A 23906-nucleotide genomic window follows, 5' to 3' on the forward strand; every position below is an offset into this window, starting at 1 on the left:
CGTAGCGCGCGGTGAGGGAGGGGTCGTCGGAGAGCACGGTGCCGGTGCCGACCACGATCGCGTCGGCCTCTGCACGGCGCTCGTGCACGTCGGCGCGCGCAGTGGGGCCGGTGATCCACTGGCTGGAGCCGTCGGAGGCCGCGGCGCGCCCGTCCAGGCTCTGCGCCCACTTCACGGTGATGTGCGGCCGGCCGAGACGCTTGGCGGTGAGCCAGCCGTCGATCAGGGCGTGCGCGGCATCGGCCTGCTCACCGGCGTCCACGCTCACGCCCGCGCCGCGCAGCCGGTCGGCGCCGCCGCCGGAGACGACCCCTGGGTCGTCGAGCGCATACACGACGCGGGCGACGCCCGCCTCGATCAGGGCCACGGCGCACGGCCCTGTGCGGCCGGTGTGATTGCACGGCTCGAGGGTGACGACGGCGGTGGCTCCGCGGGCCTCGCCGGGTGCCAGCTTCGACAGCGCATCGACCTCCGCGTGCGGGGTGCCTGCGCCGTGATGCCAGCCCTCCGCGAGGACGACACCGGCGGGGGAGAGGATGATCGCACCCACTTGCGGATTGACTCCGCGCGGGCCGAGGGCGGCGAGTTCGAGCGCGCGGCCCATCGCGCGGCGCTCCGCCTCGTTCACTGCCATCCGTCGTCCTTCTCTGAGGCTCCGGGGGTTGCAGAACGCGCGCGCAGACGCGTCGTGCTGCCTCCCTTCCGGACTAGCGGGATCTCTCCCACATCACCGTCGGTTCCGGAATTCCACCGGATCGGCATCCCGGAATGACCGAGATGCTCGCGGACTGTCACCGCCGGTTCGGATTCACACCGACCCCGGAGCACGTTTGATGCTCTGAGTGTACTCAACGCATATGAATGCATTTCATTCCGCGTCTCGCTGCTACTTGAGCAGCCGGGACAGCCGGCGGTCGGCGAGCGGCTTCCCGCCGGTCTGGCAGGTGGGGCAGTACTCCATCGAGCGATCGGCGAAGAACACGCTGCGCACGGTGTCGCCGCACACCGGGCAGGCCTCGCCGCGCCGGGCGTGCACCTGCATCCCACGGCGCTTCGCGTCCTTGAGATCCGCAGGCGGCTTCCCCGAGGCCTCGGCCACGGCATCGGTCAGGGTCGCGTGCATGGCCGCGTACAGCCGGCCGATCTCGTCATCGTCGAGCTTCGCCGCGATCGCATACGGTGACATCCGCGCCGCGTGCAGGATCTCATCGGAGTACGCGTTGCCGATGCCGGCGATCACCCCCTGATCGCGCAGCAGCCCCTTGATCTGCGTGCGTCTGCCCTCGAGCAGCCCGGCGAAGGCCTCGCGGGTGAAGGCGGCGTCGAGGGGATCGGGTCCGAGCCGCGCGATGCCAGGGACGTCGTTCGGGTCGCGGGCCACATACACCGCGAGGGACTTCTTGGTGCCGGCCTCGGTGAGGTCGAAGCCGCTTCCGTCGTCGAGGGCCACTCGGAGCGCGATCGGCGACTTCCCCGGCCGGATCAGGGTGGCGGGCAGCGTCTCGTGCCAGCGCAGCCACCCCGCCTTCGCGAGGTGGAACACCAGATGAAGGTCGTCGCCGCAGGAGAGCACGACGAACTTCCCGAGGCGGGCGGATGCCGTGATCTCGGCGTTCTGCAGCGCGTGGATGGGCGGATCGTAGGTCTTCAGCGCCGAGATCGCCGAGACGGCGGCGCGCGTGATCGTGCGACCGACGGCCCGTCCGGCGAGGAAGCTCGTCAGTCCCTGTACTTCCGGCATCTCCGGCATGCACTCATCCTGTCACCGGCATCCGACGTGCGGCTAGAGCACCGGCCAGTCCTGCGGCGTCCGGTCGTCGGTGGCGAGGATCCCGGCGAACCAGCCGTCGTCTCGGCCGCGCGGGCCGGTCAGCGCGAGTCGCTGAAGTCCCTCGTAGCGGAACCCGAGAGAGCGGGCGGTGCGGGCGGAGGGGATGTTCCCGGCGACCGCGCGCCAGCCGAGCCGCACCAGCCCGCGGTCTGCGAACGCCCAGTCGACGACAGCGCGCGCGGCCTCGCCGAGATAGCCCCGGCCGCGGGCTTCGGGCACCATCCAGTAGCCGATCTCCGCGTGTGCTCCGTCGACGTTGGGCGTCACGTCGTGCAGGCCGATCATGCCCACCAGCGTCCCGTCCGCGCGGATCGCCCAGACGTACTCGTGATCCTCGGCCCACCCCTTCGCCACCATCTCGATGAACGACACAGCATGCTCACGCGTGTAGGGGCTCGGCACTGTCGTCCAGCGGGGGATCTCCGGATCCTGGCAGGCCCTCTCGATCGCCTCGACATCCGGATCCGCCGGCGCCCGGAGGACGAGTCGTTCGGTGGTGAGGGTGACCGGTTCCATCACGGCATCCTATTGCGTGCCAGGACGACGGCTGATCGAGGGCGTCGGACCTCTGGCCGGCGAGGAAACAGGGATCAGATGCGTCGAGGTGAGTGTGTCGGCCTGGGGCGCGCCGCGCTGTGAGCGGATGGTCTCCGTTTTCTCAGGCGCTCGGCGACGCGACGCCCCCGGTCCGGTGTCGGAGGCCCAGGACTAAGCTTGTCCGGTGACTGTTCCGGGGATTCTGCGCGCCTTGGAAGAGGCGTCTCTGTATCGTGACGCTCTCCGCTGGGCGCACACCGACGCCGACCTCGGACTGGTCGACGGACTCGACGCGCCCGCACTCGCGGGGCTGCTCACCCAGCGCGCGGCGGCGGGTCACCCTGCGGCCGTCCTCGCGGTCGTCCCCACAGGGCGCCGCGCCGAGAGCCTCGGGCAGGCGCTCGCCGCCTACCTCCCGGATGCCGAGGTGCTGACCTTCCCCGCGTGGGAGACGCTGCCTCACGAGCGGCTGAGCCCGAGCCCCGACACGGTGGGACTGCGTCTGCAGACGCTGCGACGCATCGCCGACTGGACGGGCGCGCACCCGCTGGTCGTCGTCGCCTCCGTACGGGCGGCGCTGCAGCCGATCGCCGGGAACCTCGGCGAGATCACCCCGCTCGAAATGCGCATCGGCAGCCGCGGGCACGACCTCGACACCGTCGCGGAGCAGCTCGTCGAGCGGGCGTACTCCCGCGTCGACATGGTCTCCCGACGCGGCGAGTTCGCGGTGCGCGGCGGCATCCTCGACGTCTTCCCGCCGATCTCCGAGCACCCGTACCGCATCGAGTTCTTCGGCGACGAGATCGACCAGATCCGCGCGTTCTCGGTCGCCGACCAGCGCTCGCTTCCGGGCGACGTCGACGGCGTCGATCTCCCGCCGAGCCGGGAGCTCCTGCTCACGCCCGACGTGCGGGACCGGGCCAGGGCGCTGATCGGCGGCTTCCCCGCGATCGCCGGGATGCTCGAGAAGATGTCGGAGGGGATCCCGGTCGAGGGCATGGAATCCCTGCTCCCCGCGGTGGCCGGCCCGCTGAAGTCGCTCGCCGAGTACCTCCCCGAGGGCAGCGCAACGGCGGTCATCGACCCCGAGCGCTCGAGCGCCCGTGCCATCACGCTCGGGGACACGAACCGTGAGTTCCTCGATGCCGCCTGGAGCGCGGCGACGTCCGGAGCATCCGCGCCCATCGATCTCGGCGCCGGCGACTTCCTCACCATCGCGCAGCTGCGCGAGGTCGTGCGCGATCGCGGCGGGGTGTGGTGGCGGCTCAGCCCGTTCGGGGTCGGACTCGGCGAAGGGGACACCGAGGCCGGCAACCTCGACGCGGCCGTCATCCCGTCGTTCCACGGCAACGTCGACGGCGCGATCTCGTTCGTCGAGGCGAAGCTCGCCGACGGCTGGCGCGTCGTCGTCATCGCGGCAGGGCACGGACTCGTCGATCGCGCGCGCGACGTCCTCGCCGACCGCGGGATCGCCGCGCGCATCGTCGAGCAGCTGCCGGACGCCCCGGAAGCGGGCGTCGCGACGCTCATCACGGGCTCGGTCGAAGCGGGCTTCCAGGTGCCGGAGGCGAAGCTCGCCGTCCTCACCGACAACGAGTTCTACGGCCGGACCATCGGCGGCGATCAGCGCGTCGTGAAGAAGCTCGCATCGCGCCGCAAGAACGTCGTCGATCCGCTGCAGCTGAAGCAGGGTGACCACGTCGTTCATGCGACCCACGGCATCGGCCGCTTCGTCGAGATGACGCAGCGCGAGGTGTCCACAGGCGGACGCAATGCCACCAAGTCGGTGCGCGACTATCTCGTGCTCGAGTACGCGCCGTCCAAGCGCGGATACCCGGGCGACAAGCTGTTCGTTCCCACCGATCAGCTCGACCTGCTCTCCAAGTACGTCGGCGGCGAAGCCCCGACCCTGTCGAAGATGGGCGGCAGCGACTGGTCGCAGGCCAAGGGCAAGGCGCGCAAGGCCGTCCGCGACATCGCCGTCGAGCTCGTGAAGCTGTATTCGGCGCGGATGAGCGCGAAGGGGCACGCCTTCGGCCCTGACACGCCGTGGCAGCGCGAGCTGGAGGAGGCGTTCCCGTTCGCCGAGACGCACGACCAGCTGCAGACGATCGACGAGATCAAGGCCGACATGGAGCGGCCGATCCCGATGGACCGGCTGCTCTCGGGCGACGTGGGCTTCGGCAAGACGGAGGTCGCCGTGCGGGCCGCGTTCAAGGCGATCCAGGACGGCAAGCAGGTCGCCATGCTGGTCCCGACGACCCTGCTCGTCAAGCAGCACCTCGAGACGTTCACCGAGCGGTTCGCCGGATTCCCGGTGAAGGTGCGGCCGCTGTCGCGGTTCCAGTCCGACAAGGAGGCGCGCCTCACGCTGCAGGGTCTCCTGGAGGGATCCGTCGACATGGTCATCGGCACCCACCGCATCCTCACCGACCAGGTGATGTTCAAGGATCTCGGGCTGATGATCATCGACGAGGAGCAGCGTTTCGGCGTCGAGCACAAGGACTCGCTGAAGAAGATGAAGACGAACGTCGACATCCTCGCGATGAGCGCCACCCCGATCCCGCGGACCCTGGAGATGGCGGTCACCGGCATCAGGGAGATGTCGACGCTGCAGACCCCGCCCGAGGACCGGCATCCGATCCTCTCCTTCGTCGGCCCCCGTAGCGACAAGCAGATCGCGGCCGCGATACGGCGCGAGATCCTCCGCGAGGGGCAGATCTTCTTCGTGCACAACCGGGTGCAGTCGATCCAGCGCGTCGCGGCGGAGATCGCCGAGCTGGTGCCCGAGGCGCGCATCGCGGTCGCGCACGGGCAGCTCGGAGAGCATCAGCTGGAGCAGGTCGTCGACGATTTCTGGGAGCGCAAGTTCGACGTGCTCGTGTGCACGACGATCGTCGAGACAGGGCTCGACATCTCCAACGCGAACACCATCATCATCGACCGCGCCGACAAGTACGGCCTCAGCCAGCTGCACCAGCTGCGCGGCCGTGTCGGACGAGGGCGCGAGCGGGCCTACGCGTACTTCCTCTACGACGAGATGAAGCCGCTGTCCGAGACCGCGGCCGACCGGCTGCAGACGATCGCGGTGAACAACGACCTCGGATCGGGCATGCAGGTCGCCCTGAAGGACCTCGAGCTGCGCGGCGCAGGCAACCTGCTCGGCGGCGAGCAGGCCGGTCACATCGCCGGCGTCGGCTTCGACCTGTACCTTCGCATGATCGGGGAGGCCGTGTCGACGTTCCGCGGAGAAGAGGTCGAGACGGGGCAGGAGCTGCGGCTCGAGCTGCCGCTGGACGCCCGGATCCCCGAGGACTACATCGACAGCGAGCGCCTGCGGCTGGAGGCCTACCAGAAGCTGTCGGCGGCATCGGCGGCCACCGCCAAGGACGACTCGATCGATCTCGTGATCGAGGAGCTCACCGACCGCTACGGCAATCCGCCGGCCGAGGTCGAGGGTCTCGTCGCGATCGCGCGGCTTCGCCGCCGCGCCGCGCGCGCCGGACTCACCGACGTGGTGGCGATGGGGTCGAACCTGCGCATCGCGCCGGCACGCTTCGAGGATTCGATCAAGGTGCGGATGCAGCGGCTCTACCCGAAGGCGAAGCTGGTCGCCGGCGGAGAGGCGCTGGTGGTGCCGATGCCGACGATCGCCTCCGCCGTGGGCGTCGGAGTCGAGCCGCTGCCGGGTGCGGAGCTGCTCGCCTGGGTCGGGCAGCTGTTCACGGCGCTGTTCCCCGAGCCGGTCAAGGCCGAGTAGCCCACGTGCGCGGGCTCGTCAACCGGGTGTGAGATCCGTCGCGGCCCGGCGGATGCTGTCGGCATGTGGACACTGCTGATCGTCCTTCTGGTCCTCTGGGCCGCCGTGAGCGTGCTCGGCTTCGTCGTGAAGGGCTTCTTCTGGCTCGCGATCCTCGGGATCCTCCTGTTCGTCGGGACGATCGTGTTCGGGATGCTGCGACGGGGGAGCACGCCGCGGGAGTAGCGGCGGCCGGCTGTGGCATCCGCCCCTGGTGACGGGAGGGGCAGGGGCATAGAGTCGCGGCATGGTCGCTCAGCGTAGCGGGAGCAGGCTCAGCGAGGCAGCGGCGGCGTTCGCGAGCAATTGGCGCAATCCGAACCTGCGCCGTGCGCAGCTGAGCTTCTTCTTCTCATGGACGGCCGAATGCGCCTTCATGGTGGCGCTCAGCATCGTCGCCTACAACGAGGGCGGGGCGCTCGCCGTCGGCATCGTGGGTCTCGTCACGATGCTGCCCTCCGCCGTGCTCACGCCTCTGCTCGCGCCGCTCGCGGACCGCGGGCGGCGCGAGCGCGTGCTCGTCGCCGTGTCGCTGCTGCGCGGCATGGCGATGGCGATCGCCGCGCTGATCGTGGCGGTCTCCGGACCGCTCGTCCTCGTGTTCGCCGTGGCCGCAGCCTCCGCCGTCGCTGCGACGCTCTTCCGCCCCGCGCATTCCGCGCTGCTTCCGACCCTGTGCCGCACCGGCCACGAGCTGGCCAGCGCCAATGTCGTCCGAGGGCTGCTGGACTCGATCGCGAGCCTGATCGGCCCGCTCGTCGCGGCCGTGCTGCTGGCGGTCACCCAGGCATCGGTCGTCCTCGCGGTCAGTGCCGCCTGCGCGTGCTGCGCCGCGCTGCTGGTGACGCGCCTGCGCTACGAGGCCCCGGTCGCCGCCGCTCCGGCACGCAGGCCCGGCCTTCTCGCCGAGGCGGTCGAGGGCGTCAGGGCCGTGGCGGGCAACCGGGATCTGCCGGTCATTCTCGCGCTGATCTCGGCCCAGACCCTCACGCGCGGTGCGCTCACCGTGTTCGCGGTGGTCGTCGCGATCGAACTGCTCGGCATGGGCGATTCGGGCGCCGGCGCGCTGATGGCGGCGCTCGGGGCCGGCGCCGTGTTCGGGTCTCTCGCCGCGTCGATGCTCGTCCGCGTCTGGCGGCTCGGGGCCTGGTTCGCGATCGGCGTCGGACTCTGGGGCGCGCCGATCGCGCTGATCGGGGTGTTCCCGCAGCAGACGGTCGCGCTGCTCCTGCTCGCGATGGTCGGCATCGCCAATGCTCTGATCGACGCCGCGGGTTTCACGCTGATCGGCAGGCTGGCGCCGGATGCCGTGATGGCACGCGTCTTCGGAGTGCTGGAGACGCTGGTCGCGCTCTCGATCGGGCTCGGCTCGATCCTGGCCTCCGCGCTGGTCGAGCTCTTCGGCGTCGACGTCGCGCTGATCTCGATCGGCCTGCTGTGCCCCGTTCTGGCGGTGACGGCGTGGTGGCGGCTGCGCCACATCGACCGCACCGTGGAGGATCTCGATGACGAGATCGCGCTGCTGCAGCGAGTGCCGATGTTCGAGCCGCTTCCGCTGCCCGCGATCGAGCAGCTTGCGAGGGGACTGGAGCGGGTCGAGGTCGGGGCCGGCGTCACGGTGTTCGCACAGGGTGACATCGGCGACCTGTACTACCTGATCGAAACGGGCGAGGCCGAGGTCATCGGCGACGGGCGGGTCGTCGCCACGCTCGGACCGGGGGAGGGATTCGGCGAGATCGCGCTGCTGCGCAGAACGCACCGCACCGCGGGGGTGCGCGCCCGCACGGACCTGCGGCTGTGCGCGCTGACGGGTGAGCGCTTCACCTCTGTCGTGCTCGGCTTCACTCCGAGCGTCGCCGCCGCCGCCGGCGACGTGGACGGGCGTCTCCGCCGGTTCGCCCCGGGTGCGGCGCCGGAGAGCGGAAGCCCGACGACGGGGTGACTTCAGGCGGTGCAGGACGTCACGGCATCCGCGGGTCTAGTCTGGCGTCATGTTGTACGAGCACCTCGGGGCTCGGCCCCGGATCCATGACACCGCCGTCATCGCCCCCACCGCCGTGATCTCCGGCGACGTGGAGATCGGGCCGGGCTGCCAGGTGCTGCACGGCGCCGTGATCACCGCCGAGGGCGGACCGATCACGCTCGGCGAGCACGTCATCGTCATGGAGAACGCGCTGATCCGCGCCACGGCGGCGAACGCCGTGCACATCGGCGCGCACACGCTCGTCGGCACGCTCGCGAGCATCGCCGGCGCGACCGTCGGCGAGGAGGTGTTCTTCGCCTCGGGCGCGCGCATCTTCAACGGCGCGATCGTCGGCGACCGTTGCGAGGTGCGCGTGAACGCGATCGTGCATCGCCGCGCCGTGCTGCCGGAGGGCACCGTCGTGCCGATCGGCTGGGTGGCTGTCGGCGACCCGGTGCAGCTTCTCTCACCTGACCGTGACGACGAGATCGCGGCGGCGCAGCCGGAGCTGGACTTCCCCGGTCACGTATTCGGCGTCGACCGCGACACGCCCGACCTCATGGTCCAGCTGACCGAGCGCTACGGCACCTCGCTCGCGCGGCACGCCGGCGATCACGAGGTGCCGCGCTGACGGCATCCGCTTCTCGCGGGGCTCGGCTCCGGACTCCCGCAGCGGTGAGCGCGGCGCCGTCAGCGTGTCGCGCTGCTGTTCTCCGAGTCGCGCTGCTGTTCCCGCCACGCGCTGCGTGAATATCAGCAGCGCGAACGAGATTCAGCAGCGCGACTCGGGGATGAGCAGCGTCAACCGCCGGATGAGCAGCGTCAACCGCCGGATGAGCAGCGTCAACCGCCGGATGAGCAGCGTCAACCGCCGGAACAGCAGCGTCAACCGCGGGAACAGCAGCGCGAAACCGCCGGAACAGCAGCGCGAAACCGCGGGCAGAGCTCGATCGCCCTGGCGTCAGATGACACCCTGGGCGAGCATGGCGCCGGCGACGCGCTCGAAGCCGGCGATGTTGGCGCCGGCGACGTAGTCACCCGCGACGTCGTACCGCTCGGCGGCGTCGAACGCCGCGCCGTGGATGTCGCCCATGATCTCGCGCAGCTTGTTCTCGCTGTCGCCGAAGCTCCAGCGCTGACGGGAGGCGTTCTGACTCATCTCGAGCGCCGAGGTCGCGACACCGCCGGCGTTCGCTGCCTTGCCGGGGGCGAAGAGCACTCCCGCGCTCTGGAACGCGTCGACCGCTGCCGGCACGCAGGGCATGTTCGCGCCCTCGGACACCGCGCGGACGCCGTTCGCGATCAGCGCCTTCGCTTCGTCGAAGCTCACCTCGTTCTGCGTGGCGGACGGCACGGCGATGTCGACCGGCACGTCCCAGACGCTGCCGCCCTCGACGAACCGGGCGCTCGGCCGGCGGTTGGCGTACTCGACGATGCGGGCGCGCTCGACCTCCTTGAGCTGACGGAGCAGATCGACGTCGATGCCGGCGTCGTCGACGACATAGCCGGAGGAGTCGGATGCCGTGACAGCCGTCGCGCCGAGCTGGGCGGCCTTCTGGATCGCGTAGATGGCGACGTTGCCCGAGCCGGAGACCCCGACGCGCTTGCCGTCGAGCGAGTCGCCGTGCACGCCCAGCATCTCCTGCGCGAAGAACACCGCGCCGTAGCCGGTGGCCTCGGTGCGCACCTCTGCGCCGCCCCAGCCGGTGCCCTTGCCGGTGAACATCCCGGACTCGTGGCGGTTGGTGATCTTGCGGTACTGGCCGAACAGGTAGCCGATCTCGCGGCCGCCGACGCCGATGTCGCCTGCGGGGACGTCGGTGTGCTCGCCGAGGTGGCGGTACAGCTCATTCATGAACGACTGGCAGAAGCGCATGATCTCGGCATCCGAACGTCCGTGCGGATCGAAGTCCGAGCCGCCCTTGCCGCCGCCGATGCCCTGCCCGGTGAGCGCGTTCTTGAAGATCTGCTCGAAGCCGAGGAACTTGATGATCGACAGGTTCACCGACGGGTGGAACCGAAGGCCGCCCTTGTACGGGCCGAGGACCGAGGAGAACTGGATCCGGTAGCCGCGGTTGACCTGCAGGCGCCCGGCGTCATCGACCCACGGCACGCGGAAGAGGATCTGCCGCTCCGGCTCGACCAGGCGATCGAGGATCCCGCCTTCGACGAACTCGGGGTGCCGATCGAGCACCGGGGCGATCGAGTGCAGCACCTCGTGCACCGCCTGCTGGAATTCGGGCTCGTGCGGGCTGCGGGCGAGCACGGTGTCGAAGACGGGCTGCACGGATTCGGCGAGCGGATGGAATTCGGTCAGGGTGGGAGCGGTCACGCGGAAGACTTTCTGAACGGGGGATTTGGGCGCGTGCGATCGTGTCGCGCGAGGCGTCGCCGGATCAGGCGGGAGATTTCACTCTAGCGTCCGCACGAATGTGAGGACTTTCACGTGTCCGCTGCCGCGTGCACCGACTGCTTCTGCATGAACCGCCATGGTCCGCGTGAGACGTCGCACGCCGCGTGGTGTCTCACGCGAAACCGGGCGCCTCACGCAGGAATCGCCGGCTCACCCGGTGTTCTGGAGCCCGGCGGCCACGCCGCTGACGGAGAGCAGGAGCAGCCGCTGCTGCTCGGCGTCGGCGCCGGAGCCGGTGGCATCCGCCCGGAGCGCACGCAGGGCGCGCAGCTGCAGCAGCGACAGCGCGTCGACGTAGGGGGTGCGCAACTGCACGGCACGCTGCAGGATCGGCTTGTTCTCGAGCAGCCGCTCGCCGCCGGTGAGGCGGATCACCCACTCCCTGGTCAGCTCGAGCTCGTCGAGCACCAGCTGGGCGAGATCGTCGCGGTCGCCGAGCGCGAGGTACTGGCGGGCGATGCGCTCGTCGGTCTTCGCGAGGCTCATCGCCACGTTGTCGATCAGTGTGCGCAGCAGCGGCCACTCGCGGTACGCCTCGGACAGCAGCGTCTCGTCGCCGACGGCGTCGAGAGCCGTGCCGAGCCCGAACCAGCCGGCGAGGTTGATGCGCGCCTGGGTCCAGGCGAACACCCACGGGATCGCCCTGAGGTCTTCGAGCGACTCGACCGAGAGTCCGCGCCGTGCGGGCCGCGAGCCGAGCGCGAGCAGGCCGATCTCCTCGAGCGGCGTGACGGTCGCGAACCACGGCGCGAAGCCGTCGGCCTTCACGAGCGAGAAGAAGCGTTCGCGCGACGCGGCATCCATGACGGAGGCGATGTCCGCGAACCGGGCGGCGGCGGCGCTGGTGCGCTGCTCGACCGTGGGAGATGAGGCGAGAAGCGTCGCCGCGGCGACCTGGTCGATGTGGCGCATCGCGATCGCGGGCTCGCCGTAGCGGGCGAAGATGACCTCGCCCTGCTCGGTGAGCTTGAACCGGCCGTCGACCGAGTGCGGCGGCTGGGCGAGGATCGCCGAGTTCGCCGGTCCGCCGCCGCGGCCGAGAGCACCGCCGCGGCCGTGGAACAGTGTCAGCTCGATACCGGATTCCCGAGCCCACAGCGCGATCTTCTCCTGCGCTTCGTAGAGGGCGAGGTTCGCGGCGACGGGCCCGACGTCCTTCGAGGAGTCGGAATAGCCGAGCATGACCTCGAGCCGGTTTCCGGTCGCAGCCATGCGCGCCCGGAACTCCGGGAACGTGACGGCCTCGGCGAGGATGGCCGGCGCCGCCTGCAGGTCGGCGAAGGTCTCGAACAGCGGGACGACGTCGAGCACCGGGGCGGCGTCGCCGAGGGCGTGGCGGGCGAGGCGGTGCACGGCGGCGAGATCGGATGCCGCCTGCGTGAACGACACCACGTAGCGGCCGGCCGCACGAAGACCGCGATCGCGCTGGATGTCGGCGATCGCGCGGAAGACCTCGAGCACCTCCTCCGTCTGCGCGCTCGGCGCCTCGCCGGATTCGAGCTCGCTGAGCGCCTTGGCGTGCACCTGCGAGTGCTGGCGCACCTCGAGCTCGGTCAGGTGGAACCCGTATGTCTCGACCTGCCAGATCAGGTGCTGCACGCCGCCGAACGCGTGACGGTGCGCACCGGCATCCGCGAGCGACGACTGCACGGCGCGCAGGTCTTCGAGGAGGTCGTAGGGGCTCGCATATCGCAGCGACTCCTCGCCGCTCCTGGTCGCCGCGACCCGGCGCGCGAGAGCCAGCAGGAGCCGGCGGTGCGGCTCGCCGGGGGAGCGCTTGTCGAGCTCGGTCGCGAGCCCTGGGTCTGCGGCGGCGAACCGATCCCACAGGGCGTCGACGGCTGCGCTCGGCGGTGTGTCCTCGGCGTCCAGCGTGAGGGTGCGGCCGATGCGCTCAAGGGCGCGCTCGAGGCCTCGGAGCACATGGTCGGAGGCGATCTGCGATGCCTCGCGGGTGACGGATGCCGTGACGAACGGGTTGCCGTCGCGGTCGCCGCCCACCCAGGAGCCGATCCGCACGAAGGCGGGCACGACCGGCGCACTGGCGCCCGACTCGTCGCCGCGCAGCGCGTCGTCGATCCGGCGGTACACGTGCGGGACGGTCGTGAACAGCGTCTCGTCGAACACGCCCATGACCGTGCGCACCTCGTCGGTGGGCGACGGCTTCTGCGAGCGCAGCGGCGCGGTGCGCCACAGGGTGTCGATCTCCTCGAGCATCCGTCGGCGGGCGCGGTGCTCCTCGGCACCGCCTTCGCTCGCGGCGTCGTGCTGGGTGAGCAGCTCGGACAGGCGGCGGATGCTCGACGACACCGCGCGCCGGCGGGCCTCGGTCGGGTGCGCCGTGAAGACGGGGTGGAAGCGCAGTCCCTCGAGCCGCCGCCTCGCCTCCTCGTCGCCGACCTCGGTCTTCAGCAGGGCGTACGCGGTGGCGACGGTGTCGGCGGCGTCCTCACGGCCGGGCTGCCCTGCCCGTTCGCGCAGCACGCGCACGCGCTGGTGCTCCTCGGCGAGGTTGACCAGGTGGAAGTAGCAGGTGAACGCCCTGGCCACCTCGTCGGCCCTGGCGACGCTGAACGACTCCGCGATCGCCGCGGCGCGCTCGAACGCGTCGGAGGTCTCCTCGTCGTAGGCCTGGATGGTGGCGAGGCGCAGTCGCTCGACGTCCTCGAAGAGGTCGTCGCCGCCGGATTCGCGCAGCACCTGGCCGAGCAGCGCGCCCAGCATCCTGACGTCGGCGCGCATCGCCTCGGGAATGCCGCGACCTGCCTCGAAGCGGCCGATGATGCGGATGGCCGAGGTGTCGGTGGGCTCGGGAAAAGACTGTGCGGGGGTCACGGTTCGAGAGTAGCCCGCGTCACGAGCGTGCTCCGAACGCATGACGCCCGATGAACACCCGGCAGCGGCGGCCGCCTACGATGGACGGGATGCGCATCTCGGCGAACCCCCTCCGCGGCCAGCAGTTCCCTGCGGTCCTGCTGCTCGTCGCAGCGGGGCTCGGGCTCCTCCTGGCGAACCTGCCCGCCCACGACGCCCTGGCGGCGATCCTGGACTTCCACATCGCCGTGCCGGGCACGGGGCTGGATCTCTCGATCGCGCACTGGGTCTCCGACGGGCTCCTGGCGGTGTTCTTCCTCGTGGTCGCGATCGAGCTGCGTCACGAGCTCACCCACGGCGAGCTGGACTCCGTGAGCAAGGCGGTGCAGCCGGCGATCGCCGCGGCCGGCGGCGTGCTCGTGCCGATCCTGGTCTACCTGCTGATCGCAGGGGGCGCCGACACGGCGACGGGCTGGCCGATCCCCACTGCGACCGACATCGCGTTCGCGCTCGGTGTGCTCGCGATGTTCGGCCGAGGGCTGCCGCCGGCGGTGCGGGTGTTCCTGCTCGCGCTGGCGATCCTCGACGACATCATCGGCATCATCTTCATCGCGGTGCTGTTCGCCCACGATGTGCAGTGGCTGCTGTTCGGCCTCGCGATCGTGGCGGTCGCGGTGTTCTGGGTGCTCAGCCGGATGCTGCACGCGAAAGGTCACCCCGCGATCGCGGTCGCCATGGCCGTCGTCGGGGTGCTGTGCTGGGGGCTGGTCGCGGCATCCGGCATCCACGCCACCATCGCCGGCGTGATGCTGGGCCTGGTGATGGCTCCGGTACCGGCCGGGCGCACCCGGCACGCCCTGGAGCCGGCGGTCAACGGCGTGATCCTGCCGCTGTTCGCCTTCGTCGCCGCGTTCGTCGTGATCCCGGCGCTGTCTCCCACAGAACTCTCCCCGGCGTTCTGGGGCATCGCCGTCGCCCTCCCGGTGGGCAAGATCATCGGGATCTCGCTGTTCGGCTGGGTTGCGATGCGCATCCGTCCGAAGGGTGCCCCGCCGGCGCTGCCCTTCGCCGACATCCTCGCCGCCGGCGCGCTCGGCGGAATCGGCTTCACCGTCTCGCTGCTGCTCGCCAACCTCGCGTTCGCCGACGACGCCGGCATCCGCGACCAGGCGATCCTCGGCGTGCTCGTCGGCTCGCTCGTCGCGCTCGCGCTCTCCGGCGTCATCGTCTCTCTGCGCGCCGCCTGGTACCGCCGGGTCGCTGTCGCGGCATCCTGAACCGCCTCCGCCGAAGGGACACCCCGTGAGCCCGCATCCCGATCGCGAGCAGGATGCCGACCCGCTGCGCGCGGCCGCAGAGACCATGCGGGCCGTGCGCGAACGCTGCGTCTGGTCGCAGCGGATCACGCACCGCGACCTCGTGCCGTACCTGATCGAGGAGTCGCACGAGGTCATCGACGCCGTGGAGGACGGCTCGCGCGCCGACCTGCGCGAGGAGCTGGGCGACCTGCTCTGGCAGGTGCTCTTCCACTCGGCCATCGCAGCCCAGGACGAAGACGACCCCTTCGACATCGACGACGTGGCCCGGACCCTCACCGAGAAGATGGTCAGGCGGCATCCGCACGTCTTCGCGGATGCCGTCGCCACCACACCCGAGGAGGTGCTGGTGCACTGGAACGCGGCCAAGGCCGCGGAGAAGCGCGCGAGGACCAGCGTGCTCGACGGCGTGCCGCGGGGGATGCCGTCCCTCGCCCTCGCGCAGAAGCTCCTCGGCCGCGCGGCCGGCGCCGGCGTCGGGACCGCGGCGCAGGACGCGGCGCAGGAGCCTTCGTCCGAAGCCGAGCTCGGAGACGCCCTCCTGGCGCTCGTCGCCACGGCCAGGTCTCACGGCTGGGACGCCGAGCGGGCGCTTCGCGAGCGGCTGCGCGTGCTCGAGGACGAGGTGCGCGCGGCCGAGTCTGTCGGCTGACCGCCACGGGCCGCCCCGCCGACCTGGGAAGATGGAGGCGTGGCTACTGTGAACCCGCCGCGCGGCATGCGCGACATCCTCCCCGCCGACAAGGCCCGCCGTGAGCGCGTGCTCTCCGTCATCCGTGATCGCTACCGCGCGCACGGCTTCGACGAGATCGAGACTCCGGCGCTCGAGGAGTACTCCCGCCTGCACGCCGGCATCGGCGGAGACAACGAGAAGCTCGCCTACAACGTGCTCCGGCGCGGTCTCGACGCGGAGGCGATCCGCGACGCCGCGGCCGACCCTGCTGCCCTCGCGGACCTCGGACTGCGATACGACCTGACCGTGCCGCTCGCCCGGTTCTATGCGAGCAACAGAGCGCAGCTCCCTGGCGTCTTCCGGTCGATCCAGATCGGTCCGGTCTGGCGTGCCGAGCGCCCGCAGAAGGGGCGCTATCGCCAGTTCGTGCAGTGCGACATCGACATCATGGGCGACGACTCCGCCCGCGCGGAGGCCGAGCTCATGGTCGCCTCCCTCGACGCCCTCGACGCGCTCGGACTCCAGGGTGCGACCGTGCGCATCAACGACCGCCGGGTGCTCGACTGGATGCTGGAGAGCTTCGGCTTCGCTCTCGAGGAGCGCCCGGGCGTTCTGATCACGATCGACAAGCTCGACAAGGTCGGCCCCGACGGCGTGGCCGCCGAGCTGCGCGAACGGGCCCTTCGACAGGCTCGGGGACCCAGTTCAGAGGCTGCCGTGGACGCGCTCGAGGCGTTCCTGCGCCGGCCGCAGACCCTCGAGCACAACCCCTATGGTGAGCGGCAGATCCGCAAGGCGCTGCCGGAGCACGCGCCGGAGGAGATCGTCGCGCACCTGGTCAGCATCGGCGAGGCGGTCGCCGCCGGGCGGGGCACCGCCGACATCCCGCTCGTGTTCGATCCGTTCCTCGTGCGCGGGATGGGCTACTACACCGGCACGATCTTCGAGCTCGCGCACCCCTCGGTCGACTACTCCCTCGGCGGCGGCGGACGCTACGACGGCATGATCGGCCGGTTCCTCGGCCAGCAGGTGCCTGCCGTCGGCTTCTCGCTCGGCTTCGAGCGGCTCGTCGACCTCGTCACGGCGGGCGCGGATGACGGGACGGATGCCGTCGTGCTGGTCCACGACAGCGACGTGCCCGTCGCCGAGCTCGTCACGCACAAGGCCCGGCTCATCGCCGGCGGCGCGCGGGTGCGCCTGGAGCGCCGCACCAAGAACCTCAAGGCTCTGCTGGAGCGTTCGGCCGCTGACGGGTACACCGCCTTCGCGACCGTCGCGGCCGGCGCAGACGAGCTGGAGCTCAAGCCGCTGTCCTGACCCGGGCCGCTTTCGGTCGTTGAGCGAGCGGAGCGAGACGAAACGCTCGTGTCCTGCCACGGCGTGAGGGGAGTGCGGCGAAGACGCGTTTCGTCTCGTCGCTTCGCTCCTCGCTCGACGACCGGGCGAGTCGTTCACCGGCGGTTCACGGCGATCGGGTCGAATCGGCTCATGAGCCGGATCGGTGTCCTCGTCGCGATCGGGGCCGGCGCGGTCGCGTCGGCCGGCGGTGTCCGGATTCTGCTGCGCCGTCAGGCCGCGATCGCCAGGCTCCGGATCGGCAAGCCGCTCGGCGAGGAATCCATCGACGCCGATCGCGTCTGGCGTCGGCAACTGGAAGGGCCGCCGATCGAGCTGCTCCTGCTCGGCGACTCCCTTGCCGCGGGACTCGGCGCCCAGCGACGCAAGGAGACGCTCGGCGGCCGGCTCGCGAAGGGCATGGCGCGGCGGCTGCATCGCCCCGTGCGGCTGCGCACTGCGGCGGTCGTCGGCTCCGAGTCGCCCGATCTCGCGGCGCAGCTCGATGCTCTGCCGGACGACTACGCGCCGCACGTCGCCGTGATCGTCGTCGGCGGCAACGACGTGACCCACCGCATCCCCGTTCCGGCATCCGTGCAGCACCTGGAGGAGGCGATCGGCCGCCTCCGCGACCGGGGCGCGCAGGTCGTCGTCGGCACCTGCCCCGATCTCGGAGCGCTCCGCCCGGTCCCGCAGCCGCTGCGGCGGCTGATCTCGAGCATGTCGCGCCGGCTCGGCGACGCCCAGGCGGAGGCCGCGAGGCGGGCGGGCGCCCACCCCGTCGACCTCCGCCGCGCCGTCGGGCCGATGTTCTTCGACGACCCGGAGGCGATGTTCAGCCTCGACCGGTTCCACCCGAGCCCGCTGGGCTACCGGCGCACCGCCGAGGCGCTGCTGCCGGCCGTCTGCCGGGCCGTCGCCTCTACGCCTCAGCGGGTGCCGCGCTGAAAGAAGCCGCCCACTCGGCCACCCGGCGTGCGCTCTCCTTCTCGGTGATGTCCTCGATGCGCGTCATGACCGACCACCGCACCCCGAACGGGTCGCGGATGCTCGCGAACCGGTCGCCGGAGACGAAGTCGCTCGGCGCTTCGCGCACTGTCGCTCCGGCGGCGACAGCGCGTTCCACGACGGCGTCGACGTCCGAGACGTAGACGCCCATCGAGTAGCAGTCGTCGTCACCGGGCGGTGCGGGTACGAGGCGGTACTCCGGGGTCGGCTCGCCGAGCTGGAGATGTCCGAGCCCGAAGTCCAGGTCGGCGTGGGCGACCACCCCTCCGAACTCGGTGACGTCGATCACCCGGGCGCCGAAGACATCGCGGTAGAAGTCGATCGCGTCCTTCGCGTGGGGGATCGCCAGGAACGGGGTGAGCGAGGTCGCGCCGTTCGGGCGTCCGTCGGTCATGTGCATGCCGGTCGGCCCGGTCGTGTTGTGGTCTGTCATGCCGCCAGAGTAGGAACCAGCGGATGCCGGATGCTTGAAGATCCGCGACAGCCTCGGAGCTTCGCCGTCGGAGGCCGGTCGTACGCTGGGGCGATGGTGAGACCGACGCGCGGAGTGCTGTACCCGGCGCGGCTGCCGCAGTTCCATCGCCTCCCGGCGGCGGGAGCCGCGGCCGACCTCGTGGTGTGGTTCTGGATCCCCGAATGGGATGTCGAGCCCGGGCGCACCTCGCGCCAGGAGATCGTCGGCTACCCGGCGGTGAACCTCGTGGTCGAGCCGGAGGCCGTGATCCTCTCGGGGGCGACCACGCGGGCATCGCACCGCGACCTGCGGGGCAGCGGATGGGCCGTCGGCGCGCTGCTCCGGCCGGCGGCGGTCGCGGCCCTCCTCAGCGACCCCGCGGCCCTCGTCGACGCCGAGCGCGTCATCCTGGAGCCCGAGCTGCACCACGCCGTGGTGGCGGCGATGGCGAGCGGCGATGGGCACCGCGAGCGGGCAGTCTCGGTGTTCTCCGCGTGGCTCGCCGATCGCGCCGGACCGCTCGGCGAGGCCGGGCGCCACGCGAACGCCCTCGTCGACGTGCTGATGGGCGACGGTGCGGCGGCGACGCCGGAGGAGGCCGCGGCACGCCTCGCCGTCTCGGTGCGCACCCTGCAGCGCCTGTGCCACAGGCATGTCGGCATGTCGCCGGCCGCGATGATCCGCCGTCGCCGCCTCCAGGAGGCTGCGGAGCGGCTGCGCGCCGACCCCACGGCAGACCTCGCGACGCTCGCCGCCGAGATCGGCTATGCGGATCACGCTCACCTGACGAGGGATTTCCGTACCGTGCTCGGCATCACGCCCCGCAGCTACCGTGCGGACGCCGCGACCTGATCAGCCGCGGGCGAGGCGGAGCCGGAGCATCCGGTACCCGATGCCGATGAGCACCACGCCCGTTCCGACGGCCGCCGCGAGCACCGGCAGCGTGTTGACGAGCACGAGGCAGCCGAGCGCTCCGACCACCTGGAGGACGCGCGGGAACCGGCGCACATCCGCCTCCTGCCGGAACGCCGCCGCGTTCGCGATCAGGTAGTACAGCAGGACGCCGAACGAGGAGAAGCCGATCGCACCGCGCAGGTCTGCCACGAGGACGATGCCGATCACGATCACCGCGATCAGGATCTCGGCGCGCCGCGGCACCTTCCACCGCTCGTCGACCTTCGACAGGAACCGCGGCAGATCCGACTCGCGCGCCATCGCCAGGGTCGTCCGGCCGATGCCGGTGAGCAGCGCCAGCAGGGCGCCGAGGGATGCCGTGGCCGCGGCGACGCGCACCACGGGTCCGAGGGCGGTCCAGCCCGCCTGGGTGACGACGTCGGCGAGCGGAGCCGTGCCGGTCGCGGCATCCGCTCCGAGAGTCGTCAGCACAGTGACCGCGACCAGCGCGTACACGACGACCGCACCGCCGAGCGCGAGCACGATCGCGCGGGGGATGGTCCTGGCCGGGTCGACGACCTCCTCGCCCATGGTCGCGATGCGCGCATATCCGGCGAAGGCGAAGAACAGCAGCCCGGCGCCCTGCAGCACGCCGTAGGCGGTCGCGTCGGGCAGGGGAGCGGGGGCTGCGGCGGAGGCGGCCGTGAACCCTGCGGACACCACCACCGCGAGGCCGATCAGCGAGACCACGACCAGGACGCGGGTGAGGAGTGCCGTGCGGGTGACTCCGAAGCAGTTGACGGCCGCCAGCGCGGCGACCGCGAGCACCGCGACGGGCACCTGCCAGCCGTCGGGGGCCGCGTATGCGGCGAACGTCATCGCCATCGCGGCGCAGCTCGCGATCTTGCCGATCACGAAGCACCACCCCGCGATGAAGCCCCACCACGGGCCGATCTCCGCCCGCGCGTAGGCGTACGTGCCGCCGGCGACGGGATGCACGGCGGCGAGCTGGGCCGAGGACGTCGCGTTGCAGTAGGCGACGAGCGCGGCGATCGCGAGGGCGACCAGCAGGCCGCTCCCGGCTGCGTCGAGGGCGGGACCCCACACGGAGAAGACGCCGGCGCCGATCATCGACCCGAGGCCGATCGCGACGGCGTCACGGAGGGTCAGTCTGCGAGCGAGGGGCATCCCGTCATCGTCGCACGCGTCGGTGAACGGCGGGTGGCCTCACGCGCCGCGAGTCGCCGTGACGCGCTTCTTCTCGCGGATGTACACCTCGCGGCGCACCCTTGCGACGACGTCGCCGGATCGATCGGTGATCACCGTCTCGAACCACTCGAGCACTTTCGTGCCGCCGTGGGCGCGTTCGCGGATCTCCGCAGCCCGCTCCTTCGACACCTCGAACTCGGCGGTGAGGACCCCGCGACCCGGCTTCAGGAACTCGATCTCGCCCCTGGTGTCCCAGACGACATAGTCGCGGCCGAGCTGGTGCATCACGAGCATGAAGAAGTACGGGTCGGTCATCGCCGACATCGAGCCGCCGAAGGCGGTCTTGACATAGTTGCGGGTGAGGACGTTGACATGCAGCTCGACGGTCGCGTGAGTCCAGTCCTCGCTGAAACGGCGGATGCGGATGCCGCTGAAGAGGTTCGGGATCCACAGGCTCATGCCGATCGCGAGGCGGCGGGGAGTGATGCGCATGACGTCAGTGTGCGCGAGACGAGTGCGAGGGCAAAGCCGTGTGGAGGAGAACTACAGTGGGAGGTGCCGTGGCTCCGGCACGAGTTGAAGGATGACAGGAATCCGATGATCGATGCACTGAACGCCGGCCGTCCCGGAGTGCGGTGGCCGGCCGTGATCCTGTTCAGCGTGACAGCCTGCGCCCTCGCCTGGCTGGTCTCCCTGCCGCTCTGGCTCGGTGACGGACTCGCCGAGCCGTCGTCGGGGCTGCTCCTCCCGGTGATGATGTTCACCCCGGCCGTGGCCGCGATCATCGTGACGTTCGCCCTCGGCGCGCCCGCGAAGGGCGAGCGCGCCCGGTTCCTCGGCCTGTGGCCGCTTCGCCCGGCCAGGCGCGTGGTCTGGCTGATGGTCGCCGGCTGGCTCGCGCCTGCGCTGCTCGTCGCGGTCAGCATCCTGCTCTCCGCCGCTCTCGGCTTCGTGCAGCTCGATCCGACCTTCGCGGGATTCGCCGCGGAGCTCGAGAAGGCCCTCCCGCCTGGCACCCCGCTTCCCCCGGTGGGCGTCGTCGTCGCCGCGCAGATCGCCACCATCCCGATCGCCGCGCTCTTCAACAGCCTCTTCGCGTTCGGGGAGGAGCTGGGCTGGCGGGGCTGGCTGCTGCCGGCGCTGCGCCCACTGGGCACCTGGCCCGCGCTGCTGATCAGCGGAGCGATCTGGGGGCTCTGGCACAGCCCGGTCATCCTGCTCGGGTACAACTTCGGCCGCACCGACATCACCGGCGTGCTGTTCATGGTCGTGGGCTGCATCGCCTGGGGGATCCTGCTCGGCTGGCTGCGGCTGCGCTCGGCATCCGTCTGGCCCGCCGTGATCGCGCACGGTGCACTCAACGCGGCGGGCGGCATGATCGTCCTGTTCGCCGCGGCCAAGCCGGACCTCGCTCTCGCGGGGCCGCTCGGAGTCGCAGGCTGGATCGTGACGGCCGTGGTGATCGCGGTGCTCGTCGTCACCGGGCAGTTCCGCAGTCAGCCGGAGCTGGCGGGTGCTCCCGGGCGGCTGCTGTCGGCACCGCGGGACTGACGCGCTCTTGACGCCCCTCAGCGCGCGGGGTTGGCTGAGGGCATGGACTCCACACCCGCGGCATGGGCCGAAACCGACACCTTCCTGGCAGCGACGCTCGTCGGTCACGACCCCGCCCTCGAGGCGGCGCTCGCGGCGCAGCGGGACGCCGGGCTCCCCGAGATCGAGGTCGCACCCGTCGCCGGCAAGCTGCTGAACCTGCTCGCCCGGATGAGCGGCGCTCGCCGCGTGCTCGAGATCGGCACCCTCGGCGGCTACTCCACGATCTGGCTGGCGAGGGCCGTGGGCGAGGGGGGACGCGTGGTCACCGTCGAGGCGGAGGCGGACAACGCGGCGGTCGCCCGTGCCAGCATCGACGCCGCAGGCGTCGGCGACCGCGTCGACATCCGCATCGGACGCGGAGCCGACGTGCTGCCGACGCTCGTCGGCGGGTTCGATCTGGTCTTCATCGACGCCGACAAGGAGTCGAACACGGTCTACCTCGACTGGGCGGCGAAGCTCGGCCAGCCCGGTACCGTGATCGTGCTCGACAACATCGGCCGCGAGGGGGAGATCATCCGCGACGACACCACGGATCCGATGGTCATCGGAACGCGCGACGGCCTGCAGATGCTGGGGGAGGACCCCCGCTTCGACGCGACCGCGCTGCAGACCGTCGGCATCAAGGGATGGGACGGAGTCGCACTGGCCCTCGTCGTGTGACGTCTCATGGGCCGACGGCGAGGGCGGGCTAGACTGGGCGCGGATCGACGTCGCTCCACCACACCCTTTCCCTGAGCAAGGAGCACATCTGTGGCACTGATCGAGGCTGTAGGCGCACGCGAGATTCTGGACTCGCGAGGTAACCCGACCGTCGAGGTGGAGGTGCTCCTCGATGACGGTGTCGTCCAGCGCGCGGCCGTCCCGTCCGGTGCGTCCACCGGTGCGTTCGAGGCGTACGAGCTGCGCGACGGCGACAAGAGCCGCTACGGCGGCAAGGGCGTCCTGAAGGCGGTCGACGCCGTCATCGACGAGCTCGGCCCCGCGCTCGAGGGCGTCGAGGCGAGCGAGCAGCGCATCGTCGACGAGATCCTCATCGAGACCGACGGCACCGAGAACAAGCAGCGCACCGGCGCGAACGCGATCCTCGGCGTCAGCCTCGCGGTGGCCAAGGCAGCCGCCGACTCGGCCGATCTGCCGCTGTTCCGCTACCTGGGCGGGCCGAACGCGCACGTCCTGCCCGTGCCGCTCTTCAACGTCATCAACGGCGGCGAGCACGCCGACAACGGCATCGACATGCAGGAGTTCTTCCTCGCGCCGATCGGCGCCGAGACCTACTCCGAGGCTCTGCGCTGGGGCGTCGAGACGTACCACGTGCTGCGCAGCGAGCTGAAGGCCGCCGGCTACGCGACCGGTCTCGGCGACGAGGGCGGTTTCGCGCCCGACCTGCCCAGCAACCGCGAGGGCCTGGACTTCCTGGTGAAGGCGATCGAGAAGGCCGGCTTCAAGCCGGGCACCGAGATCGCGCTCGGCCTGGACGTCGCGGCGACCGAGTTCTTCAAGGACGGCGTGTACCGTCTCGACGACAAGGACTGGAGCGGCCCCGAGCTGATCGAGTACTACCAGGGCCTGGTCAACGACTTCCCGATCGTCACGATCGAGGACGCCCTCGCCGAGGACGACTGGGACAACTGGAAGATCCTCACCGAGGCGCTCGGCTCCAAGGTCCAGCTCGTCGGCGACGACCTGTTCGTCACGAACCCGGCCCGTCTCGCCGACGGCATCAAGCGCGGCGTGGCGAACTCGCTGCTCGTCAAGGTCAACCAGATCGGCACGCTCACCGAGACGTTCGACGCGGTCAGCCTGGCACAGCGCTCCGGCTACACAGCGATGCTCTCGCACCGCTCGGGCGAGACCGAGGACACCACGATCGCCGACCTCGTCGTCGCGACGAACGCCGGTCAGATCAAGGCGGGTGCGCCTGCTCGCAGCGAGCGCGTCGCGAAGTACAATCAGCTTCTGCGCATCGAGGAGGAGCTGGGCGATGCCGCGGTCTTCGCCGGCCGTTCCGCCTTCCCGCGCTACCAGGGCTGAATGCAGCTGAGACAGACACGCGCCGCCCGCTGAGCG

At 71.0% G+C, this 23906-nt stretch carries 20 protein-coding genes and 1 riboswitch; of the genes, 12 read left to right on the forward strand and 8 right to left on the reverse strand.

Annotated elements, in window-relative coordinates; genetic code table 11:
* From ribD to IPV10_RS01425, 3 genes are all read right to left on the reverse strand, one after another.
* The coding region (ribD, locus tag IPV10_RS01415; protein ID WP_207479656.1) for a bifunctional diaminohydroxyphosphoribosylaminopyrimidine deaminase/5-amino-6-(5-phosphoribosylamino)uracil reductase RibD at positions 1-634 on the reverse strand (634 nt) is incomplete at its 3' end.
* Between the two features lie 50 nt (positions 635-684).
* A riboswitch (FMN riboswitch) is annotated at positions 685-832 on the reverse strand.
* Between the two features lie 54 nt (positions 833-886).
* Positions 887-1750: an Fpg/Nei family DNA glycosylase gene (locus tag IPV10_RS01420; protein ID WP_207479658.1), complete on the reverse strand. Its 864-nt coding sequence runs from the start codon at positions 1748-1750 to the stop codon at positions 887-889.
* 33 nt (positions 1751-1783) lie between these two features.
* Entirely contained in the window at positions 1784-2347 is a 564-nt protein-coding gene (locus IPV10_RS01425; RefSeq protein WP_207479660.1) for a GNAT family N-acetyltransferase, read from the reverse strand.
* A gap of 205 nt (positions 2348-2552) precedes the next feature.
* Here IPV10_RS01425 and mfd point away from each other — a divergent pair, with 205 nt between their 5' ends.
* The 4 genes from mfd (at position 2553) to IPV10_RS01445 (ending at position 8761) form a co-directional block, all read left to right on the forward strand.
* Positions 2553-6128 carry a transcription-repair coupling factor gene (mfd, locus tag IPV10_RS01430; protein ID WP_207479662.1) on the forward strand — a complete coding sequence of 1192 codons (3576 nt, stop codon included), beginning with the start codon at positions 2553-2555 and terminating at the stop codon, positions 6126-6128.
* Between the two features lie 63 nt (positions 6129-6191).
* Positions 6192-6353, forward strand: a complete 162-nt coding sequence (locus IPV10_RS01435) for a hypothetical protein (RefSeq protein WP_207479664.1) — start codon at positions 6192-6194, stop codon at positions 6351-6353.
* Between the two features lie 61 nt (positions 6354-6414).
* Positions 6415-8109 (forward strand): MFS transporter, encoded by a 1695-nt coding sequence (locus IPV10_RS01440; protein WP_207479666.1) that lies wholly within the window; start codon positions 6415-6417, stop codon positions 8107-8109.
* A gap of 49 nt (positions 8110-8158) precedes the next feature.
* Positions 8159-8761, forward strand: coding sequence for a gamma carbonic anhydrase family protein (locus IPV10_RS01445; RefSeq protein ID WP_207479668.1), 603 nt, complete (start codon positions 8159-8161; stop codon positions 8759-8761).
* Between the two features lie 330 nt (positions 8762-9091).
* Here IPV10_RS01445 and gdhA read toward each other — a convergent pair whose 3' ends face one another.
* Positions 9092-10462, reverse strand: a complete 1371-nt coding sequence (gene gdhA / locus IPV10_RS01450; protein ID WP_207479670.1) for an NADP-specific glutamate dehydrogenase — start codon at positions 10460-10462, stop codon at positions 9092-9094.
* 231 nt (positions 10463-10693) lie between these two features.
* Positions 10694-13378 carry a phosphoenolpyruvate carboxylase gene (locus IPV10_RS01455; RefSeq protein ID WP_207479672.1) on the reverse strand — a complete coding sequence of 895 codons (2685 nt, stop codon included), beginning with the start codon at positions 13376-13378 and terminating at the stop codon, positions 10694-10696.
* A gap of 89 nt (positions 13379-13467) precedes the next feature.
* On the opposite strand from IPV10_RS01455, the gene nhaA reads away from it, so the two are divergent.
* From nhaA to IPV10_RS01475, 4 genes are all read left to right on the forward strand, one after another.
* Positions 13468-14634, forward strand: a complete 1167-nt coding sequence (gene nhaA, locus IPV10_RS01460; RefSeq protein ID WP_207479674.1) for a Na+/H+ antiporter NhaA — start codon at positions 13468-13470, stop codon at positions 14632-14634.
* A gap of 85 nt (positions 14635-14719) precedes the next feature.
* A complete protein-coding gene (locus tag IPV10_RS01465) occupies positions 14720-15325 on the forward strand; it encodes a MazG nucleotide pyrophosphohydrolase domain-containing protein (RefSeq protein WP_207480005.1) in 606 nt (201 codons plus the stop codon).
* A gap of 66 nt (positions 15326-15391) precedes the next feature.
* Positions 15392-16663 (forward strand): histidine--tRNA ligase, encoded by a 1272-nt coding sequence (gene hisS / locus IPV10_RS01470; RefSeq protein ID WP_242684535.1) that lies wholly within the window; start codon positions 15392-15394, stop codon positions 16661-16663.
* Positions 16664-16834: 171 nt separating this feature from the next.
* The gene (locus IPV10_RS01475; protein ID WP_207479677.1) at positions 16835-17629 is read left to right on the forward strand and encodes an SGNH/GDSL hydrolase family protein; all 795 of its coding nucleotides are present in this window, start codon (positions 16835-16837) and stop codon (positions 17627-17629) included.
* Here IPV10_RS01475 and IPV10_RS01480 read toward each other — a convergent pair.
* Positions 17604-18122, reverse strand: a complete 519-nt coding sequence (locus IPV10_RS01480; RefSeq protein WP_207479679.1) for a glyoxalase/bleomycin resistance/extradiol dioxygenase family protein — start codon at positions 18120-18122, stop codon at positions 17604-17606. The genes IPV10_RS01475 and IPV10_RS01480 overlap by 26 nt on opposite strands.
* 93 nt (positions 18123-18215) lie before the next feature.
* On the opposite strand from IPV10_RS01480, the gene IPV10_RS01485 reads away from it, so the two are divergent.
* Entirely contained in the window at positions 18216-18995 is a 780-nt protein-coding gene (locus IPV10_RS01485) for a helix-turn-helix domain-containing protein (RefSeq protein WP_207479681.1), read from the forward strand.
* Here the strand turns inward: IPV10_RS01485 and IPV10_RS01490 are convergent, their stop codons facing one another.
* The gene (locus IPV10_RS01490; protein WP_207479683.1) at positions 18996-20225 is read right to left on the reverse strand and encodes an APC family permease; all 1230 of its coding nucleotides are present in this window, start codon (positions 20223-20225) and stop codon (positions 18996-18998) included. It lies immediately after the preceding gene.
* A 39-nt stretch (positions 20226-20264) separates the two neighbouring features.
* The gene (locus IPV10_RS01495; RefSeq protein WP_207479685.1) at positions 20265-20738 is read right to left on the reverse strand and encodes a PaaI family thioesterase; all 474 of its coding nucleotides are present in this window, start codon (positions 20736-20738) and stop codon (positions 20265-20267) included.
* Between the two features lie 105 nt (positions 20739-20843).
* Here IPV10_RS01495 and IPV10_RS01500 point away from each other — a divergent pair, with 105 nt between their 5' ends.
* The 3 genes from IPV10_RS01500 (at position 20844) to eno (ending at position 23870) form a co-directional block, all read left to right on the forward strand.
* Positions 20844-21797: a CPBP family intramembrane glutamic endopeptidase gene (locus IPV10_RS01500; protein ID WP_207479688.1), complete on the forward strand. Its 954-nt coding sequence runs from the start codon at positions 20844-20846 to the stop codon at positions 21795-21797.
* A 42-nt stretch (positions 21798-21839) separates the two neighbouring features.
* Positions 21840-22499: an O-methyltransferase gene (locus tag IPV10_RS01505; RefSeq protein ID WP_207479690.1), complete on the forward strand. Its 660-nt coding sequence runs from the start codon at positions 21840-21842 to the stop codon at positions 22497-22499.
* Positions 22500-22589: 90 nt separating this feature from the next.
* Positions 22590-23870: a phosphopyruvate hydratase gene (gene eno / locus IPV10_RS01510; protein WP_207479692.1), complete on the forward strand. Its 1281-nt coding sequence runs from the start codon at positions 22590-22592 to the stop codon at positions 23868-23870.
* The last annotated feature ends 36 nt before the right edge of the window (positions 23871-23906 follow it).

Source organism: Microbacterium sp. SD291, assembly GCF_017355365.1.
In the GTDB taxonomy this organism is placed as follows: domain Bacteria; phylum Actinomycetota; class Actinomycetes; order Actinomycetales; family Microbacteriaceae; genus Microbacterium.

Excerpts from the sequence above, each read along its gene's own strand:
- IPV10_RS01440 (WP_207479666.1), top strand. The coding sequence starts at position 6,415 with ATGGTCGCTCAGCGTAGCGGGAGCAGGCTCAGCGAGGCAGCGGCGGCG.
- IPV10_RS01475 (WP_207479677.1), top strand. The coding sequence starts at position 16,835 with ATGAGCCGGATCGGTGTCCTCGTCGCGATCGGGGCCGGCGCGGTCGCG.
- IPV10_RS01500 (WP_207479688.1), top strand. The coding sequence starts at position 20,844 with ATGATCGATGCACTGAACGCCGGCCGTCCCGGAGTGCGGTGGCCGGCC.
- IPV10_RS01445 (WP_207479668.1), top strand. The coding sequence starts at position 8,159 with ATGTTGTACGAGCACCTCGGGGCTCGGCCCCGGATCCATGACACCGCC.
- IPV10_RS01485 (WP_207479681.1), top strand. The coding sequence starts at position 18,216 with ATGGTGAGACCGACGCGCGGAGTGCTGTACCCGGCGCGGCTGCCGCAG.
- IPV10_RS01420 (WP_207479658.1), bottom strand. The coding sequence starts at position 1,750 with ATGCCGGAGATGCCGGAAGTACAGGGACTGACGAGCTTCCTCGCCGGA.
- IPV10_RS01480 (WP_207479679.1), bottom strand. The coding sequence starts at position 18,122 with ATGACAGACCACAACACGACCGGGCCGACCGGCATGCACATGACCGAC.
- IPV10_RS01490 (WP_207479683.1), bottom strand. The coding sequence starts at position 20,225 with ATGCCCCTCGCTCGCAGACTGACCCTCCGTGACGCCGTCGCGATCGGC.
- hisS (WP_242684535.1), top strand. The coding sequence starts at position 15,392 with ATGCGCGACATCCTCCCCGCCGACAAGGCCCGCCGTGAGCGCGTGCTC.
- IPV10_RS01425 (WP_207479660.1), bottom strand. The coding sequence starts at position 2,347 with ATGGAACCGGTCACCCTCACCACCGAACGACTCGTCCTCCGGGCGCCG.
- IPV10_RS01505 (WP_207479690.1), top strand. The coding sequence starts at position 21,840 with ATGGACTCCACACCCGCGGCATGGGCCGAAACCGACACCTTCCTGGCA.
- IPV10_RS01435 (WP_207479664.1), top strand. The coding sequence starts at position 6,192 with ATGTGGACACTGCTGATCGTCCTTCTGGTCCTCTGGGCCGCCGTGAGC.
- nhaA (WP_207479674.1), top strand. The coding sequence starts at position 13,468 with ATGCGCATCTCGGCGAACCCCCTCCGCGGCCAGCAGTTCCCTGCGGTC.
- IPV10_RS01465 (WP_207480005.1), top strand. The coding sequence starts at position 14,720 with ATGCGGGCCGTGCGCGAACGCTGCGTCTGGTCGCAGCGGATCACGCAC.
- IPV10_RS01495 (WP_207479685.1), bottom strand. The coding sequence starts at position 20,738 with ATGCGCATCACTCCCCGCCGCCTCGCGATCGGCATGAGCCTGTGGATC.